13 protein-coding genes are annotated in these 16,240 nt (G+C 31.0%); 1 reads left to right on the top strand and 12 read right to left on the bottom strand.

Annotated features, from left to right (window positions below):
- Positions 1–49: 49 nt before the first annotated feature.
- From iadA to bsdE14_RS14340, 5 genes are all read right to left on the bottom strand, one after another.
- Positions 50–1,225, bottom strand: a complete 1,176-nt coding sequence (gene iadA / locus bsdE14_RS14360; RefSeq protein ID WP_264850660.1) for a beta-aspartyl-peptidase — start codon at positions 1,223–1,225, stop codon at positions 50–52.
- Positions 1,226–1,307: 82 nt separating this feature from the next.
- The gene (gene yfcC, locus bsdE14_RS14355) at positions 1,308–3,023 is read right to left on the bottom strand and encodes a putative basic amino acid antiporter YfcC (protein WP_264850659.1); all 1,716 of its coding nucleotides are present in this window, start codon (positions 3,021–3,023) and stop codon (positions 1,308–1,310) included.
- A 319-nt stretch (positions 3,024–3,342) separates the two neighbouring features.
- Positions 3,343–5,373, bottom strand: coding sequence for a sigma-54 interaction domain-containing protein (locus tag bsdE14_RS14350; RefSeq protein WP_264850658.1), 2,031 nt, complete (start codon positions 5,371–5,373; stop codon positions 3,343–3,345).
- Between the two features lie 23 nt (positions 5,374–5,396).
- Complete coding sequence (locus bsdE14_RS14345; protein ID WP_264850657.1) at positions 5,397–6,083, bottom strand: DUF554 domain-containing protein; 687 nt, start codon at positions 6,081–6,083, stop codon at positions 5,397–5,399.
- A gap of 98 nt (positions 6,084–6,181) precedes the next feature.
- The gene (locus tag bsdE14_RS14340; RefSeq protein ID WP_264850656.1) at positions 6,182–6,673 is read right to left on the bottom strand and encodes a YajQ family cyclic di-GMP-binding protein; all 492 of its coding nucleotides are present in this window, start codon (positions 6,671–6,673) and stop codon (positions 6,182–6,184) included.
- Between the two features lie 306 nt (positions 6,674–6,979).
- On the opposite strand from bsdE14_RS14340, the gene bsdE14_RS14335 reads away from it, so the two are divergent.
- Positions 6,980–7,150, top strand: coding sequence for a zinc-ribbon domain-containing protein (locus bsdE14_RS14335; protein ID WP_264850655.1), 171 nt, complete (start codon positions 6,980–6,982; stop codon positions 7,148–7,150).
- Positions 7,151–7,209: 59 nt separating this feature from the next.
- Here the strand turns inward: bsdE14_RS14335 and bsdE14_RS14330 are convergent, their stop codons facing one another.
- The 7 genes from bsdE14_RS14330 to bsdE14_RS14300 all read right to left on the bottom strand — a co-directional run bounded on the left by bsdE14_RS14330 (position 7,210) and on the right by bsdE14_RS14300 (position 16,231).
- Complete coding sequence (locus bsdE14_RS14330) at positions 7,210–8,394, bottom strand: ATP-grasp domain-containing protein (RefSeq protein WP_264850654.1); 1,185 nt, start codon at positions 8,392–8,394, stop codon at positions 7,210–7,212.
- Positions 8,395–8,482: 88 nt separating this feature from the next.
- Positions 8,483–11,002: an oligosaccharide flippase family protein gene (locus bsdE14_RS14325; protein ID WP_264850653.1), complete on the bottom strand. Its 2,520-nt coding sequence runs from the start codon at positions 11,000–11,002 to the stop codon at positions 8,483–8,485.
- Entirely contained in the window at positions 10,978–11,736 is a 759-nt protein-coding gene (locus bsdE14_RS14320) for a GNAT family N-acetyltransferase (protein WP_264850652.1), read from the bottom strand. The genes bsdE14_RS14325 and bsdE14_RS14320 overlap by 25 nt, the downstream gene beginning before the upstream one ends.
- Positions 11,733–12,821, bottom strand: coding sequence for a glycosyltransferase (locus bsdE14_RS14315; RefSeq protein WP_264850650.1), 1,089 nt, complete (start codon positions 12,819–12,821; stop codon positions 11,733–11,735). The genes bsdE14_RS14320 and bsdE14_RS14315 overlap by 4 nt, the downstream gene beginning before the upstream one ends.
- 28 nt (positions 12,822–12,849) lie before the next feature.
- Complete coding sequence (locus tag bsdE14_RS14310; RefSeq protein ID WP_264850648.1) at positions 12,850–13,947, bottom strand: glycosyltransferase family 4 protein; 1,098 nt, start codon at positions 13,945–13,947, stop codon at positions 12,850–12,852.
- A gap of 31 nt (positions 13,948–13,978) precedes the next feature.
- Entirely contained in the window at positions 13,979–15,064 is a 1,086-nt protein-coding gene (locus bsdE14_RS14305; RefSeq protein WP_264850647.1) for an EpsG family protein, read from the bottom strand.
- A gap of 15 nt (positions 15,065–15,079) precedes the next feature.
- Entirely contained in the window at positions 15,080–16,231 is a 1,152-nt protein-coding gene (locus tag bsdE14_RS14300; RefSeq protein WP_264850646.1) for a glycosyltransferase, read from the bottom strand.
- Positions 16,232–16,240: the final 9 nt, after the last annotated feature.

Genomic DNA, 16,240 nt, shown 5'->3' with positions numbered 1-16,240 from the left:
ATGAAATAAGGGTATGAATAAATTCTCACACCCTTATTTTGCTATATGCTTATTCAAAAGTTCCAAGTACCTGTACTTGTCCCTCTTCTATCATAATTCTTCCCTTTGCAATAACAGTATCAATACTTAAATCCTTCTCATCTAAAAGTACTACATCTGCATCATAACCCTTTGCAATTCTACCTTTTCCTTTTAGCTTCAAAATTTCAGCAGGATTTGCAGTAATAACCTTAATTGCGTCCTCAAATTGTACATTTTCGCTTAATACTGCCTGCTTCACTTCTTCAAATAGAGAGGTTACTTTCCCAACCTGCAGTCCAGTAAATTGCTTATTTTCATCAAACATGGGCAGACTTCCCTGACCATCTGAAGTAAATGTTATATGCTCTATAGGTACTCCAGCTTCAAGGCATCTCTTCAAAGCCTTTGATGCTCTTACTTCACCATCTTCCCAAAAGCTTGGTACAGAACTAGTTGTAAAATCTACATGCCCCCCTGCTTTTGCATATCTTATTGCTTCTTCAAATAAATGTGGATTTCTATTCATATGGGTTGGTAAAAACTGAGTAAAAGGTATTTCCGTATTTTGTACTATATCAAATAAATAATTAATCATGTCTTTACCATCGCCTAAATGCATATTTACAATACCGGCCTTACCAGACAGTATTCCTCCAACTCTTGCATCTGCTGTTAATTTTTTAATATCTTCGTATTCAGGCTGGGAAGATCTATGGTCAGAAATAGCTACCTCTCCCACGCCAATAACTTTGTCTATTGCAATAAGGTCTTTCATTACATCCCCAGTGAGAGTAGTAACAGGGACTTTATAAGAACCAGTATAAATAAAAGTATTTATTCCTTCTTCCTCAAGTCCCTTTGCCTTAGCCAAAAGCGACACCATATTTCTGCTTAGTCCATCTGTACCTAAACATCCCACTACTGTTGTAACTCCGCCTTTTGTAATATCACTAAGAGTTATTTCTGGAGTACGAGTTTTAAAGCCTCCCTCTCCACCACCTCCTAATATATGCACATGTCCATCTATAAAACCTGGAACAAGAAGCTTTGAACTTCCATCAATTACTTTTACTTCAACGCCAGGTATTTCACCTAAGTTTATACTTTCTTCTAGGGCTGCAATTTTATTACCAATTAGTAACACATCTTTTACGCCTCTGTACTCAGGCGCATAGATCTTTGCTCCCTTAATAAGTTTAATCATTCAATCACCTTCCTGTCATTTAAATATAATGGGCAGGAATTAACTCCCACCCAATTATTAACAATAAAATATGATTAGTTAATTAAAATCCTATAAGTACAGCTATAATAACTGCTATAATGCTAAGTGCAAAGAAAAATCCCTGCATTCTAATCTGCCACTTAGCCCATTTTGACCAATCTACTCTTGCAACTCCTAGTACTCCAAGTAAGCTAGCCGAAGTTGGAATTATTGCATCTGCAAAACCTGCACCTAACTGATATGCTAAGCAAGATACCTGCCTAGATACACCAACTATATCTGACAATGGAGCTAAAATAGGCATTGTAAGCGCAGCTTGCCCTGTTCCTGAAGGCACAAAGAAGTTAAATACAGTTTGGAAAACATACATTAATACAGCTGAAAGAGCAGCTGGTACTCCTGATAATGCTTTTCCTGTACCATGAAGTATAGTATTTAAGGTATTAAATTCACCTGCATTAGATCCACCTAGTACCAATAAAATACCTTTTGCCATTCCAACTACAATTGCAGCTCCAACCAAATCTGCAGCTCCATTTTGGAAGGATCTAGCCATATCATTTACAGACATTCCATTTAACTTGAATATAACTCCTATTATACCTGATACTAATCCCATTACAAAGAACTGTGATGCTATTTCAGCAAAATAAAACTGCTTTTGAGTTACTCCCCAAACTATCCATATAATACCTAGCAATACAGTAAGAAGTACTAGCTTATGTCCAATATTAAATTCAACCCTCTCTCCTTCTTTAACATTGCCTTTTCTAAAATAATTATCTGATTCATACACTATTGAGGATGTAGGATTTTTCTTTATCTTATTAGCATAAATCATTAAATAAGCCACTCCTGCAGCAGTAGTTACTACCCAAAGCACAATTCTAAAGCCTGCTCCTGAAAGTACTGGTACACCTGCAATTCCTTGAGCTACTGCAATACCAAAAGGATTCATCCATGATGTAGCATTACCAACCTGGCTTGCTACAAAGGTTATACTTATTCCTACTAATGAGTCATAACCCATTGCCACTACGAATGGTATTACGATCATGGCAAATGGTATGGTCTCCTCAGACATACCAAAAATGGCACCCCCTAGAGAAAATAGAACGAATAATAGAGGCAGTGCTAGAACCTCCTTACCCTTAGTAACATTAATAAATGAATATATTCCAGCATCAACAGCACCTGTCTTCATTATAATACCAAATGCACCACCAATAACAAGTATAAATGCAACTACACCAACAGCTGATGACCATTTGTCCCCTGTTACTAATCCTTCAAATACATAATTTAGAACTCCAAAGCCTTTATAATCTTCCGTACCCCAAATTCTAGCATGCTTTTTGGCATTACTGCTAGTATCATAAACCTCCTCTTTATACAGTCCATAAATTGTAGTTTCACTTAAACCTGCTTCCTCCAGTTTTTTATCATCCCATGCAGATGTATCCTCTTTAAGTATCCCCTCAACTTTAGCCTTATCAAGTCCTGCATCTTTTAATTTTGCATCATCCTTAATTAAGTCTTCAAGATTTGTTTTAAGTTTGCTCTTGTTTAGCTGATGTTCATATCTAAAAGTGTCAGTCATCAATACAGTTTTTGTCTTTTCATTTCCGTCTGCGTCAGTGTACTTAACCTTATGAGTATCAAATTTCCCAACTGGAACAATGAAAGTCAGAAGCCAGCAGACTATAATAACCCAAAATATAATTACGTAGGTATGTGGCATCTGAATTACCTTGTTCTTTTTTGTTTCTTTTGACATTGTAATACCCCCCATTATTTATTCCAATATTCTTACAGCAAGGTTTATGCCAAAACTTCAATTTTAATCCAAATCATTTTTTTATAAGCTCCTATCTCCTCACAAATATCCAATAGAGCATAAAAATATATTTTTTCTAAATAAATTATTTTTCTATTTAGCCATAAACAGGTATAGTTCCCACCTTGAAAATTAAACTTTATCATCAATCCAAACTATTAAACTTATTTATCTGAATAAAACATGACATTAAGAAAAGAAAATGGTTTATGCTGGCTTAATTATTTAACCACCATAAACCATAATGAACCAATTAAATTTATTTATATAATAACAGCTTAGCCTTTCCTAATCCTACTGATGTAAGAATTGTACCTGCTTTTCCCTTTTTCTTTTTAACATATCCCATTCTTTCAAGTTCATTTAGTCGATTTCTTATCATCTGCTCAGAAAGCTTCATGCCACATTCTTTAGACAAGCTGTAGATTTTATGCCTACTTCCATTTGAACCTTCTTGATTAATTTTGTATAATGCTTTCAATATAAAAGCAAAATCCCCTCTAATTTCAGTTTCGTCTTCACAGTACTTTGGCATTCTTTCTGAGTTTTCCTTAAAAAAGCTCTCTTCTGGCAAATCTCTAGTAGTAATACACAAGTTATCACAAACAGTAAGCATATATTCCATAGTATTTTTAAGTTCTCTAATGTTTCCGTTCCAAGAATAATCTATAAGCTTCTTAATAACTTCTTCATCTATTTTAAGATTTTCTTTGCTCTTCTCATATATAAAATATCTTATAAGAGGCAGTATATCTTCCTTTCTCTCCTTAAGTGCTGGCAGCTTAAGATATAAAACCTTTAGTCTATGATATAAATCAGCTCTAAATTTTCCTTGTTCTACAAGCACCCTTAAATTTTGGTTAGTAGCTGCTATAACCCTAACATCTATTTCAGTTATTTTATTACCACCAACTTTCATTATTTCCTTCTCTTGTAGTACCCTTAAAAGACTAGCCTGAACCCTTGGTGAGATATCACCTATCTCATCCAAAAAAATAGTTCCTCCATTGGCCTGTTCAAATAATCCTACCTTTCCTCCCTTAGCTGCTCCTGTAAAAGCTCCTTCCTCATATCCAAAGAGCTCACTTTCTACTAAGTTTTCAGATAGAGCTGAAAAATTCACAGCAACAAAAGGTTTGTCCTTCCTATTAGAGGCATTATGTATAGAAGAAGCAAATAGTTCTTTTCCCGTGCCGCTTTCTCCTTCAATAAGAACATTCAATTCTGATACAGCTAGTTTTTTTGCAACATCTTTAGTAAAATTAATAGCCTTGCTCTCTCCAACTATGTCCTCAAACCTATACTTTGCATAATAACCTTTTTTATATAATTCCTTCTTTAAATTTATTTCATCTTCAATAGAACTATTACTTTTAAAAATAATTACCTTTGTATTCTCTTCTTTTATACTAAACCTAGAGACCAAATACTCATTACCTTTAATCTCCAATACAGCGTTATCTTTATAACTGCCTTCAAAAATAAATTTCTGAAGAGACTTATCCTTTATTACCTCTTTAACTTGTTTTCCTATAGTATTTCCTTTTCTTATTCCTAAAATATATTTTAAATTTTCATTGAAAACAGTAATAATTCCATGATTATCAATAGCTAATAGACCTTCATTAACACTATCAATAACCTTAATAATGTGCTCATAGTTTTCTGTTTTATCCTTGATTACCTGAGTGAGCAGTTTTCCCATGTTTATAATTTTATTTAAGTACATAACAGAAATTTCTTCCCATTTCTCCTCAAATATATTAAGTTCTTTCAATATTTCTGTAAGTGTAGTTATGTCAATAAGCCTCGGTCCTATATTTATAATCTTTTCAACAGATTTTGGAACAACTTCAACTTCTCCTGGAGTAACTGCTATTTTTATATGCCTATCTATAGCCTTACATCCAGGATAAAAAGGTACAAAATTATAGTCTCTTATTCCAAGTTTTTTAAGCCATTCAATACACTCTAAAGTTGTTTCCTTTGCGTCGTTAACAAATAGTATTGTTTCACCTGGTGTAACAAACAATATTTTTTCAATTTCACTATAATTTATTACCCTTCTTGCAACTATTATTGGGCAAATATTTTCAATATATTTTATCGCATCCTCATAAATTAAATCAGTAGATATAACTACTAAATCAGCCTTAAGCTTTTTATTTATCCCCTCATCTATTGCATAACTTTCTATATCTGCATAATTCCCAATATAATTCTGAAGCTGTTCTTGAAGTGTAATTCTAGTTCCTTCCGTACCCGTAATGAGTATAACTTTTCTCTTCAAAATAGCTTCCCCCTTTTTACTCACTAACTAATAATATTAAGTATTATTTGATAAAAAATTGGTATAAGCACCGCCGGCAGCAGATTAGCAACTTTAATCTTTGTTACTCCCATCATATTAAAAGCAAGTCCAACTATTAGTAAGCTGCCTACTGCTGATATTTCTGAAATTACAGATGTTACAAGCAAGCCTTGAAGCGCCGATGCTGAAAGTGTTATAATTCCCTGATAAATGAAAACTGAAACAGCAGACAGAGCAACTCCAATCCCTAAAGAAGAAGTAAACATTATTGATGAAATTCCATCAATAATAGACTTAGCAAATAGTGTTTTGTGATTACCACTTAATCCGCTTTCAAGTGAGCCAACTATTGCCATTGCACCAACACAATACATTAAACTTGCAGTTATGAATCCCTCAGATATTTTTCCGCCTTTTCCTGAAAGCTTGGACTCTATAAAATCCCCAAGCTTTTTGAGTCCTTTATCAATATCAATTATCTCTCCAATTAATCCACCTATTGCAACTGAACATATAACAAGCAGCATATTATTGGTTTTTATAGCACCTGATATCCCAATAATAAGTACACAAAGGGATAATCCCTTAATTATTGTATCGTTTATTCTTTCAGGTATTCCCCCCTTTAAAACAAACCCTAAAAGACTTCCTGCTAATATAGCCAATGCATTTACTATAGTCCCTAACATTACAATTCCTCCAAGCTTACTGCGAAATTTATAACAGTATATTTTAACTTTTAAAATAGGCAACTAACCATTACGGTTACTTGCCCATTTAACTTTTACTATCGATAATTTGTAAATTGTAGATCAATTCCAAAGTCTTTAGATTTTAAAAGTGTTATTACAGCTTGCAAATCATCCTTATCTTTACTTGATACTCTTACTTGGTTTTCCATTATCTGAGCTTGAGCTTTTACTTTACTTCCCTTAATCTCAGCCACAATATCTTTTGCCTTTTCTTTTGAAATTCCTTTAACTATTTTTGCTATTTGTCTAGCCGCTCCCATAGATGCATTTTCTACTTTTCCAAGATCTAAAGCCTTTGGAGATATTCCTCTCTTTATTAGCTTAGCTTTTAGAATTTCTACTACAGCCTTAAGCTTGTATTCGTCATCAGAAAGAATTTTTATCTCCTCATCCTTAAGCTCAATTTCTGTTTTGCTGCCTTTAAAATCATATCTTTGGTCAATTTCCTTCTTTGCTTGATTTACAGCATTGTCAACTTCCTGCATATTTACTTCTGAAACTACGTCAAATGAATATGTACTCGGCATAACTATCTTCTCCTTTGCATTTAGTAGTCACATAAATATATTAATGTAAAATAAATACATAATCAATACATTATTGTGTATAACATAGAAGTAATATGCATAATATTATCATAATTTATCACATATTATTTTTAAAACACAGTATTGCATTATACCTTAAATCTGATATAATGAACTTAGAGCAAGAGCTCAAAATATTTTATTTGGGTTTAATTGTTTCAAGGTACTGTTCCTCCACCAATCATAGGAGAGAGATAGGTATTCCAAGAACAAATTAGTCCCTATGATTTTAAGGAGGTTTTCATAATGGCAGACAGAAACATCGTATGCAAAGACTGCGGAAAAGAATTCGTATTTACTGAGGGAGAACAAGCTTTCTACAAAGAAAAAGGATTTGAAAATGATCCAGTTAGATGCCCAGAATGCAGAAAAGCAAGAAAAGCTCAAAAGAACAACTTCAGAGAAAAAAGATTCTAGTATAAAAGAGAGGTAAAACCTCTCTTTTTTAAATTTCTCATATATTTAAAAATAATGTACTAATGGGGATCTTTTCTCATAAGAACCCTTTCCTTTTCTATCCACTCCACCATAACTTCCTTTAGCTGCAATTCCTGCTGCCATACCTTTCCTTCAATAAAAGTAAACGTACCATTCTTATATACATACCTTCCTATTTTACCATTCACTATAGTTTCACAAGGAAAGTCTATTCCAGGGAAAATTGATGTTTCTAAAACGAGATATTTATTACTTATTTTATCCATAAGAAAATCTACTGCTATTAACCTGCACTTTTTAAAGCTATCCTTTACTTCTTTCGCAAGTTTCATTGCCTCTTCTGGTATATTCCCATACCTTTGAACTTTACCACCGGATGCTCTAAAATCATCTTTAGGCACATATCTATAATACCCAAAATAGTTATTTCCAACTATCATTACTCTTAGATCATATTTAGCATCTGGAATAAATTTTTGAAAATAAACATAATCCTTTTGTTTTAAATAAGGCCAACAGCTGCTCTTTCCATTATCGAAAATTTTTGTACATAACTTTTTAGCTTGTTTATAATTCTTAATTAAAAAAACACCTTCTGAACCAGAGCCAATAGTTATTTTTGATACAAATGGATACTCACATTTTTTTATATACTCATATGTTTCTTCTTTAGAGTTTGATATGAAGGTTTTTATAGTGGGCAAAGAATTTACTTTACATAAGTAATATTCATTAATCTTATCTTCATATATCCAAAGTTCATGCTGGTTTGGAACGCACAATTTTCCCAGATTATTCTCCAATATTTTTATCTTTGAAGCTGCTTCTTCTTGCTCTGCTGGATTACTAAGGGTTCTCCATAAAATAACATCAAATTTCCTTGCCTTTTCTATAAAATCGCTACTGTGCACGTCATAATAATCATATTTAATATCATTATTTTTTAAGAATCTTTCATATATTGGCCAGTATGCTCCTGGTATTTCGCATTCTCTTACAAGCCCAACGTAGGGTTTTTTAATATAAATAGGCCATTCCATCAATACTTTATCTGCTGCTTCGATAGAAAGATCTTCATTAATTCCTATGTCATACTCCAATTCTATGCTGTCAAAAGCACTACTTTGTTTTCCTATAGCCTTTTTAATAAAATCTTTTACTGCATTTACATAAGGTAACCTATAAAGCTTATTAATTAATTCCTTTCTCCTGATAGGATTCACAATACTATTCCCCCTACTTAAAGAGATTCCAGTACAAAAGAGAGGTTTTACCTCTCTTTTATTATCTTTTAACTTTTAAAATATAGTACTAAAGCAGATTTTTTCTCATAAGAGTCTTTTCCTTCTCTATCCATTCCATCATAACTTCCTTTAACTGTAATTCTTGGGGCCATATCTTTCCTTCAACAAATGAGAAGCTGCCATTTTTATATATATACCATCCTATCTTACCGTCAACTATAGTATCTGAAGGAAACTCTATGCCTGGAAAAATAGATGCTTCTATGAAAATATATTGACCACTTTTCTTATCCATAAGAAAATCTACTGCTAATAGTCTACATTTTTTATAGCTTTCCTTAAACTTTTTTGCCAATTTCATTACTTCTTCTGGTACATGCTCAAATCTTTGACGATGGGCCCCAGAAGCTCTAAAGTCATCTTCTGGTACATCTCTATAAAATCCAAAGTAGTTATTTCCTACTATCATTACTCTTAAATCGAATTTTGCATCTGGTATAAATTCTTGAAAATAAACATAATCCTTTTGCTTTATATAGCTCCAACAGATGCTCTTTCCATTATCAAAAATTTTTGAGCATAGTTTTTTGGCTTGCTTATAATTTTTTATTAAAGAAACACCCTCAGAGCTAGAACCATTAGTAATTTTTGATACAAATGGATATTTACAATTCTTAATATAATTCATTGTCTCTTCCTTTGAATTTGATATAAAGGTGTTTATAGCAGGCAATGAATTTACTTTGCATAAATAATATTGATTGATTTTGTTCTCATATATCCATAATTCATGTTCATGTGGAATACATAGCTTTCCCATACTATTTTCCAATATCTTTATCTTGGAAGCTGCTTCTTCCTGCTCAGAAGGATAACTAAGAGTTCTCCAAACAATAACATCAAATTTCCTTGCCTCTTCTATAAAATTACTACTGTGAATATCATAATAGTCATATTTGATATTATTATTTTTTAAGAATTTTTCGTATATTGGCCAATATGCTCCTGGTATTTCACATTCCCTTACAAGGCCAACATAAGGCCTTTTGATATAAACAGGCCAATCCATTAGCACTTTTTCTGCTGCATCAATAGAAAGATCCTCTTTTATTCCTATGTCATATTCTAACTTTACACTGTCAAAAGCACTGCTTTGTTTTCCTATTTTCTTTTTCATAATATTTTTTATGGCTTTAACATAAGGCAATTTGTAAAGTTTATGAATTAACTCCCTTTTTTTAATTGGGTTCACAATACCTACCCCCCTAACTATGAAGTTAAGAATGGCATTTTCATCATTTACATAAGAATCATATATCTGCTTAATTAATTGCTTTTCAAAATACATAACGGTAAATATTCCTACAAATATTACTGCAGTGGTTGTAGCAACAGCAGCTCCTAAAGTTCCTATACTTTTTACCAAAATAACATCCAAAACTATATTCAAAGATGCTTGAATCAAGTTCAAAATTTGAAGCTGAACATAGCCCTTAGTAGCATTACAAAATGGAACATAAAACACAGTAAAATATCTAAAAATACTTCCAACAAGTAAAATTTGAAGCATAGGTATTGATTCTATGTATCTGTACCCATATATAAATATTATGATTGGACGGCATCCTAAGATTATGCCTAAATGAATAATTGAGATAATTCCCCACAGCATAAATCTTTGCTTATAATAAAAATCCTTCAGTTCATCAAGCCTATTGTTTTTTAATTTTTCGATTATATATGCTCCATAAAAATTTACTATTAGATATGACAAATCCGAAAAAGCGTTATAGAGTTTATAAGCTGAGTTATATATGGCTATTTCTCTATTGTTTAAAAAGTATTTAATTACCCAATTATCTCCAAAGTTAGTTAAATACAAGCCAGAAAATCCAAATAATTGCCAAAGTGAAAAATCTAGTATTTCCTTAAGATATTCTTTATTGAAAACAGGTTTCTTAATGTCTTTCTTATTTATTTTAAGGATAAACAAGATCATTAAACAATCAGTAAAAATGTTTAAATTTATAAAATCCATTGGGTTTCGAAAAGTTATTATCAGAGTTGCAATTAAAAGTATCGTTTTAGATACAAGATACATAAAGCAGGCCAAAATCTGTTTTTGTACCGACAGATAGTATTGATTTAAAAAATCTACTATCATCTGAATACATAGCCATAATAACAGCTTATACACTATATTTTGAGAAGCATAATTATTTATTTTATATCTAAAAATTAATATTATTGCTGAAACAATAATAAAGCTTACTGATAATATCAAACTTCTTGACCAAAAGGTTTTGTTTATATCTCCATGTTCAGCCTTTTCTTTACTTCCAAAGTATAGAATAGCTGAGGAACTCCAGCTAAATCCAAAAGTAGTGGCGAACCCCAAGAGCATTATTGTTATAGAGTAGATGCCATAATCATCTACACTTAGCTTCCTTACAATAATAATATTTATCAAGAAGCCAATGCCAGTAGTTATAAGTCTTAAAGCTGTATATAGGATGAAGTTGGAATTCTTGATTATATAGCTATTAATATTTTGTATTAATGTCAAGCATTTTTTCTTAATATCCATACTAGAATCCTGCCTAACAAACTTATACCTTTATACTTGTTATACTCAACTATTTCTCTTCCCCCAAAACCTTTCTTAAATCTATTAATATTCATCAAATGATCATCATTTTTATCTTTGGATATCCCCCCAAGATCATAAACGGAGAAACCTTTTCCTTTAAAATATTTTATTTCACACCAATGAAGATATCTATTAGCAATACCAATATGGTTTCTATATTTGGAGTCATTACCGAAAATATACTTTGAAGTTGAGTAAAGTAATCTTGCCCTTTTTTCGTCTACAGCATATACATGATAACACAGTATTTTTCCATCACAATCTTGTGCTGAACACATTACAAGTGCATTACTTTTTATCAAAGAATTAATTCTTCCAATATTACAGTCTTTAATTCCTCTTTTTTCTGCAAATACCTTAAAAAAATTTTGAAAGGCTTTAATATCTTCAAAAGAAGGTGAATCATTAATTTTCACTGTGAAACATTTCTTTTTTATTCCTTTATTAATTTTATTTCTATCATGCTCATGTATATCTCTAAATAGTTCTTCTTCAGACTTATTCAAATCAATAATTTGTGTATGAAATTCCTTGGCGCCTACTATTTTATCCGATGCCTGTACAAAAATAGCTATATCAGTTCTTTTATCTATAGTCACTTTTTCACTATCCTTAGCAAAATATACATCCTGAAAATTCAAGAAAAATTTCTTTCTTTTTACTGTAATCATTTATCTCCTACCTGCCTTGTAATTTCTTGTACCTTAAAATATAATTCTACTATTTTTTCTACATCATAATTCATAAAATATTCTTCTGGTATCTCATGAGGTTCCAAAACTGCTCTTTCAATAGTCTCTATTAAGTCATCAATATGATGATTTTTAACCAAATACTTTTTTAACTCTCCTCTTAAGATTTCTCTTGGCCCATAATCACAATTAAAACTTACTACAGGTGTATTGCAGCATAAACTTTCTAAAAATGCTAAAGGAAAACATTCATAACTTGAGGTACAAACATATGCAGCAGCATTTTTAATCCATTTGTAAGGATTTTTCTCATAGCCTCTTAAAAACACATAATTTTCTCCATTAAACCTATGAATTATTTCCTCCAGCCTTTCTCTATCTTCACCTTCGCCAATTATTAAAAGCTTGTAATCTTTTTTTAGGCTGCTGAGCAGATATGCTATTATCAAAACATCGAATTGTTTAATTTTTGTAAGCCTTCCCGCGGAAACTATATATTTATCTTTCAAAGGAACTTCTTCATTGGCTTTTTTCATTATATAATCTATATCAATGGGATTGTTAATGACTAAAATGCTTTTTGCCTCATCTATCTTCCAATATTTTATAAATTCATTTCTTAACCCTTGAGACACGCAAATTAAATTTCTACTTTTATACATAAAGTTAAATAAAGTTAAATAAAACTTATTCTTATTAAACATTTTTGAATACATGCTATGCATTACATAATTGACTCTATTACTATATATACTTAACCTACAAATTAAATGTGAATAGAAAAGATGTGCTGTTATGAGGTCAAAGCAGCCTTCTTCCTCTAAACTTTTAATTATTTTCTCTAAGGACATTTTGTTTCTAATTATATTAAAAGGATTTTTACTTAAACTGCTATAAAGACAAATTGTTTTAACTTTAGAATCCACTTCAAACATACACTGATTTTTAAAATAAATTATATATACCTTATTTCCTTCTTTCGCCATCTGATTTGCAAGAGATACTACAACTCTTTCTGCTCCACCTAGTCCAAGTGAATTTATTATAAACAGCACTCTTTTCATTATCCCGCCACCTCTATTAAATGAAATATTATTCACAGGCAAAGGAAATATATTCTTCAATAATATTATTTATATCAAAATTTTTTACAGCTCTTTCTCTACAGTATTGTGAATAAAATTGAAGCTTCTCTAATACCTGTAATATTTTTTCTACATATTTATCACTTTCAATCTTAGGTAAATCCTCATAACAAAACATAGGATAAAATTTGACTAAATCAATTTCTTCATTAACTAATAATTCGCTAGTCCCAATAAGTTCTGGTATTCCTCCGGAATTAGGTGCAATTACAGGAAGTCCGCAGGCCATGGCTTCAATAACTACATTGGGACAAGGATCCGCATAGGATAAATTCAGCATAAAATCACAGCTATTATATACTTTGGGCAAATTATTCGGTTCAACATAGCCATAAAAGCAAAAATTTTCATCTAGTCCTAAAGCTTTTACTTGTTTTTTGAAGTAATCCAAGGAGCTTTCGTTAAAATATAATGGATTTTTTACTCCATTACCTACTACATGTACTTTTAGGTTAGGATAATAATTACGAAGTTTTGAAACAATTTGAGGAATTTGATGTGCTCTTTTGTATGGTACCATTCTATGAGATACTAATATATTAGGAAAATTTGAAGTGTTTTTTAAATTCTCTTCTGGTTTAAATCTGTTTATATCTATTCCATTATATATAATTTTAGTCTTTTTGTTACCTAAATCTACTTTAAATCTTTTTAACAGCAGATCTTCAATGTGAAATTTTGAAAACTCACTCTGGTAGATTATTTTATCAGCAATTTTGTAATTCTTAACAATTTTATTATTTATATATATAAAAAACGCTCTATCCCAAATGCTCTTTAGACTTTTTGGAATTCTATTAGGAACTAGACTCACATTATAAATTCCATCAAATCTTACTATGATTTCCATGTCTTCTCTTCTTTTTAATACTTCTTTGGGAATTTTCTTAAAAGAAAGATTTATCCATTTATTAAAGTTATCTTCGCTATATACACCTTTATCAATCATACCTTCCTTTAATCTTCCCATAAAAACTAATGGACCACCTTTTAGCTTTGTGACATTGCTGTCCATAAGTCCTATTTTGACTTCGCCATAATCCATAAAGCTATCCCCCTGAAATGAATTAGTGTATTTATTTTAGAAAAATATTTTTATACGGAAAAAATGCGTACCCATAAACGCTCATGTAACTCAAGAAAAGAAACAACCCATAAAGTACAATAACAAAATGCGCCATTATTTTTAAATAAATATTTTTTACGTTTTGAAGTAATGATGGCAGTATTAGAATTTGAATAAAAAATAAGCTTCGTGTTCCTCTTGTTCCAAAATCGCTTGGGGAACTGGATAGCATAAGCAGCATTAATGTCCCTAGATATTGCATATACATTACTGCTTTGTAATTTTTCAGTTTATCGCCTATATTTTTTTCTGATAGAATAAATGCTATAAGTATACCTAATCTGATAATTATAGTTTTAAATGAATCAGTTAATACTTCATTAGAAGCATAATTGAGGATTTTATTAGTTAAATAAAAGTTAATATTAATTAATTCAATGTACTTTACTAAAATCGCTATAATATTAATTCTTCCAATTAAAAAAGCTGCTAAAATCGTTACAGTAATTATCTGTTTTGAAGGCTCATACTTCTTTATAAAATATACTGGAAGTACCACTAGTGCTGTACTATGAAAGCTGGCTGCAGTTATTATTAATGCTAAGAACTTAATAAAATCCTGCTTTTCAATATATTTTATACTGCACAAAATTATAGCCATTGCCATTCCCGCTCTAATATGTCCCATGGTATTTTCATAGTATAGTAAAAAATAGAACATTAGCATTGTAGTAAAATAATGTTTAGTCTGTTTATTTATTGCATAGGAAAATATCACTATGGTGAGAAAAGCTATAATGAAGTAAAGTACTTCTGGCCCCCCTCCAAGATCCTTTATTATTATATTTAATAATGCATATCCAACCTCAACAGGACTCGATTGATAGGATGCAAAATAGTCCTTAAAACCGTTTAAGTTATCAAATATATTAATATAGTTATAATAGTCGTGCCCAGTTTCATATCTTAATCCAGACATAAAAATTAACATGGCGTTTAATAAATAAATTAGAGTTATTCTTAATTTCTTAGGAATTTCTATATAGTCTAATAAAGATGCAAAGATTAAAATAATGGTAACAACAACATAAATCATATAATTATCCTTATATCATAAAATTTTTCTCCATTCTTCAATAATTTTTGTAAGCCTAAAATCCTTTGACCTTTCTATTGACTTTGCTCTATAAATTTGATATTCTTCATTATTTCTTAGGAGCTGGCATATCCTTGCAGCCATTTTCTTCTCTTCTTCGCTTAATATTAAACCTTCAATATCTTCGTTTTGCTGAAATTCCTCTAGTAAAATTCCATAGCTTTCATCCGTACTATCCTTAGTTCTTAGTAATATTTCTTTAGGCCCTGATTTACAATTAACTGATATAGCGGGCAGCCCACAAATCATTGCTTCTACCAGCGTATTTGGAAAACCCTCATATAGTGATGTAAGCGCATAGATGTAGCTACTTTTCATAAATTTAAAAGGATTACTCTGAAAACCAATAAAATGTACTCTATCAATTATTCCTAGGCTTTCAGCTAACCTTTTCAGCTTCTCAAGCAGAGGTCCCTCTCCTTGGAAAACTAGTTCCACATCACTAAATTCATTACAAACATAGGAAAAGACTCTAATAAGATGCCATTGTCCCTTTTGCCTAGTTAATCTTCCTGTATTTAAAATACATTTCTTATTGAATATATCTTGAAATTTCCCTTCAATAGCTTCCTGTGCTAATAGATTTATTTTTTCTAAATCATAGGGATTGTAAATTACTTTAATCTTTCGTTCTTGTATTAAAAAGTTATTTATTAAATCCTCTTTTACTCCTTCAGAAACAGCAATTATTTTATCAGCTCTTCTATATAGAAGCTTTGAAATAAATTTTTTGCTTTTAGAATAAGATTTTGAGGCATAGTTTCTAACTGAAATATATACCTTCTCTTTTCCCTTAGTTAATATATTTTGAAAATCGGGATTTTCAAGGAAGCTTATTACAAAGTCAAATTTATACTTATGCTTAAGCATTTTAAGCTTATAAGTTCTATATAAAAACTTTAATATTTTGTTTTTATATAGTATGCTGTTACTTCTTCCATCAATAGTGAGCAGCTTACCCCCAAAGGGATATGCTACATCACTTTGATTATAAAGGATAAGAAATATATCATATCCTCTTTCAGCTAAAGCCTGTGTCAAGTTTGATACAACTCTTTCTGCTCCAGCTCCACCCAAATCAGGAATAAAAAATGCTACCTTCTTCATAGAACAACT

Source organism: Clostridium omnivorum (assembly GCF_026012015.1).
Lineage (GTDB): Bacteria > Bacillota > Clostridia > Clostridiales > Clostridiaceae > Clostridium_AX > Clostridium_AX omnivorum.
The sequence above is the reverse complement of the archived record's forward strand: the minus strand, read 5'-3'. Positions and strand labels throughout refer to the sequence as shown.

Bases quoted from the DNA above. Each gene is read 5' to 3' on its own strand.
- iadA (WP_264850660.1), bottom strand. From the start codon at position 1,225: ATGATTAAACTTATTAAGGGAGCAAAGATCTATGCGCCTGAGTACAGA.
- yfcC (WP_264850659.1), bottom strand. From the start codon at position 3,023: ATGTCAAAAGAAACAAAAAAGAACAAGGTAATTCAGATGCCACATACC.
- bsdE14_RS14345 (WP_264850657.1), bottom strand. From the start codon at position 6,083: ATGTTAGGGACTATAGTAAATGCATTGGCTATATTAGCAGGAAGTCTT.
- bsdE14_RS14340 (WP_264850656.1), bottom strand. From the start codon at position 6,673: ATGCCGAGTACATATTCATTTGACGTAGTTTCAGAAGTAAATATGCAG.
- bsdE14_RS14335 (WP_264850655.1), top strand. From the start codon at position 6,980: ATGGCAGACAGAAACATCGTATGCAAAGACTGCGGAAAAGAATTCGTA.
- bsdE14_RS14325 (WP_264850653.1), bottom strand. From the start codon at position 11,002: ATGGATATTAAGAAAAAATGCTTGACATTAATACAAAATATTAATAGC.
- bsdE14_RS14320 (WP_264850652.1), bottom strand. From the start codon at position 11,736: ATGATTACAGTAAAAAGAAAGAAATTTTTCTTGAATTTTCAGGATGTA.
- bsdE14_RS14315 (WP_264850650.1), bottom strand. From the start codon at position 12,821: ATGAAAAGAGTGCTGTTTATAATAAATTCACTTGGACTAGGTGGAGCA.
- bsdE14_RS14310 (WP_264850648.1), bottom strand. From the start codon at position 13,947: ATGGATTATGGCGAAGTCAAAATAGGACTTATGGACAGCAATGTCACA.
- bsdE14_RS14305 (WP_264850647.1), bottom strand. From the start codon at position 15,064: ATGATTTATGTTGTTGTTACCATTATTTTAATCTTTGCATCTTTATTA.
- bsdE14_RS14300 (WP_264850646.1), bottom strand. From the start codon at position 16,231: ATGAAGAAGGTAGCATTTTTTATTCCTGATTTGGGTGGAGCTGGAGCA.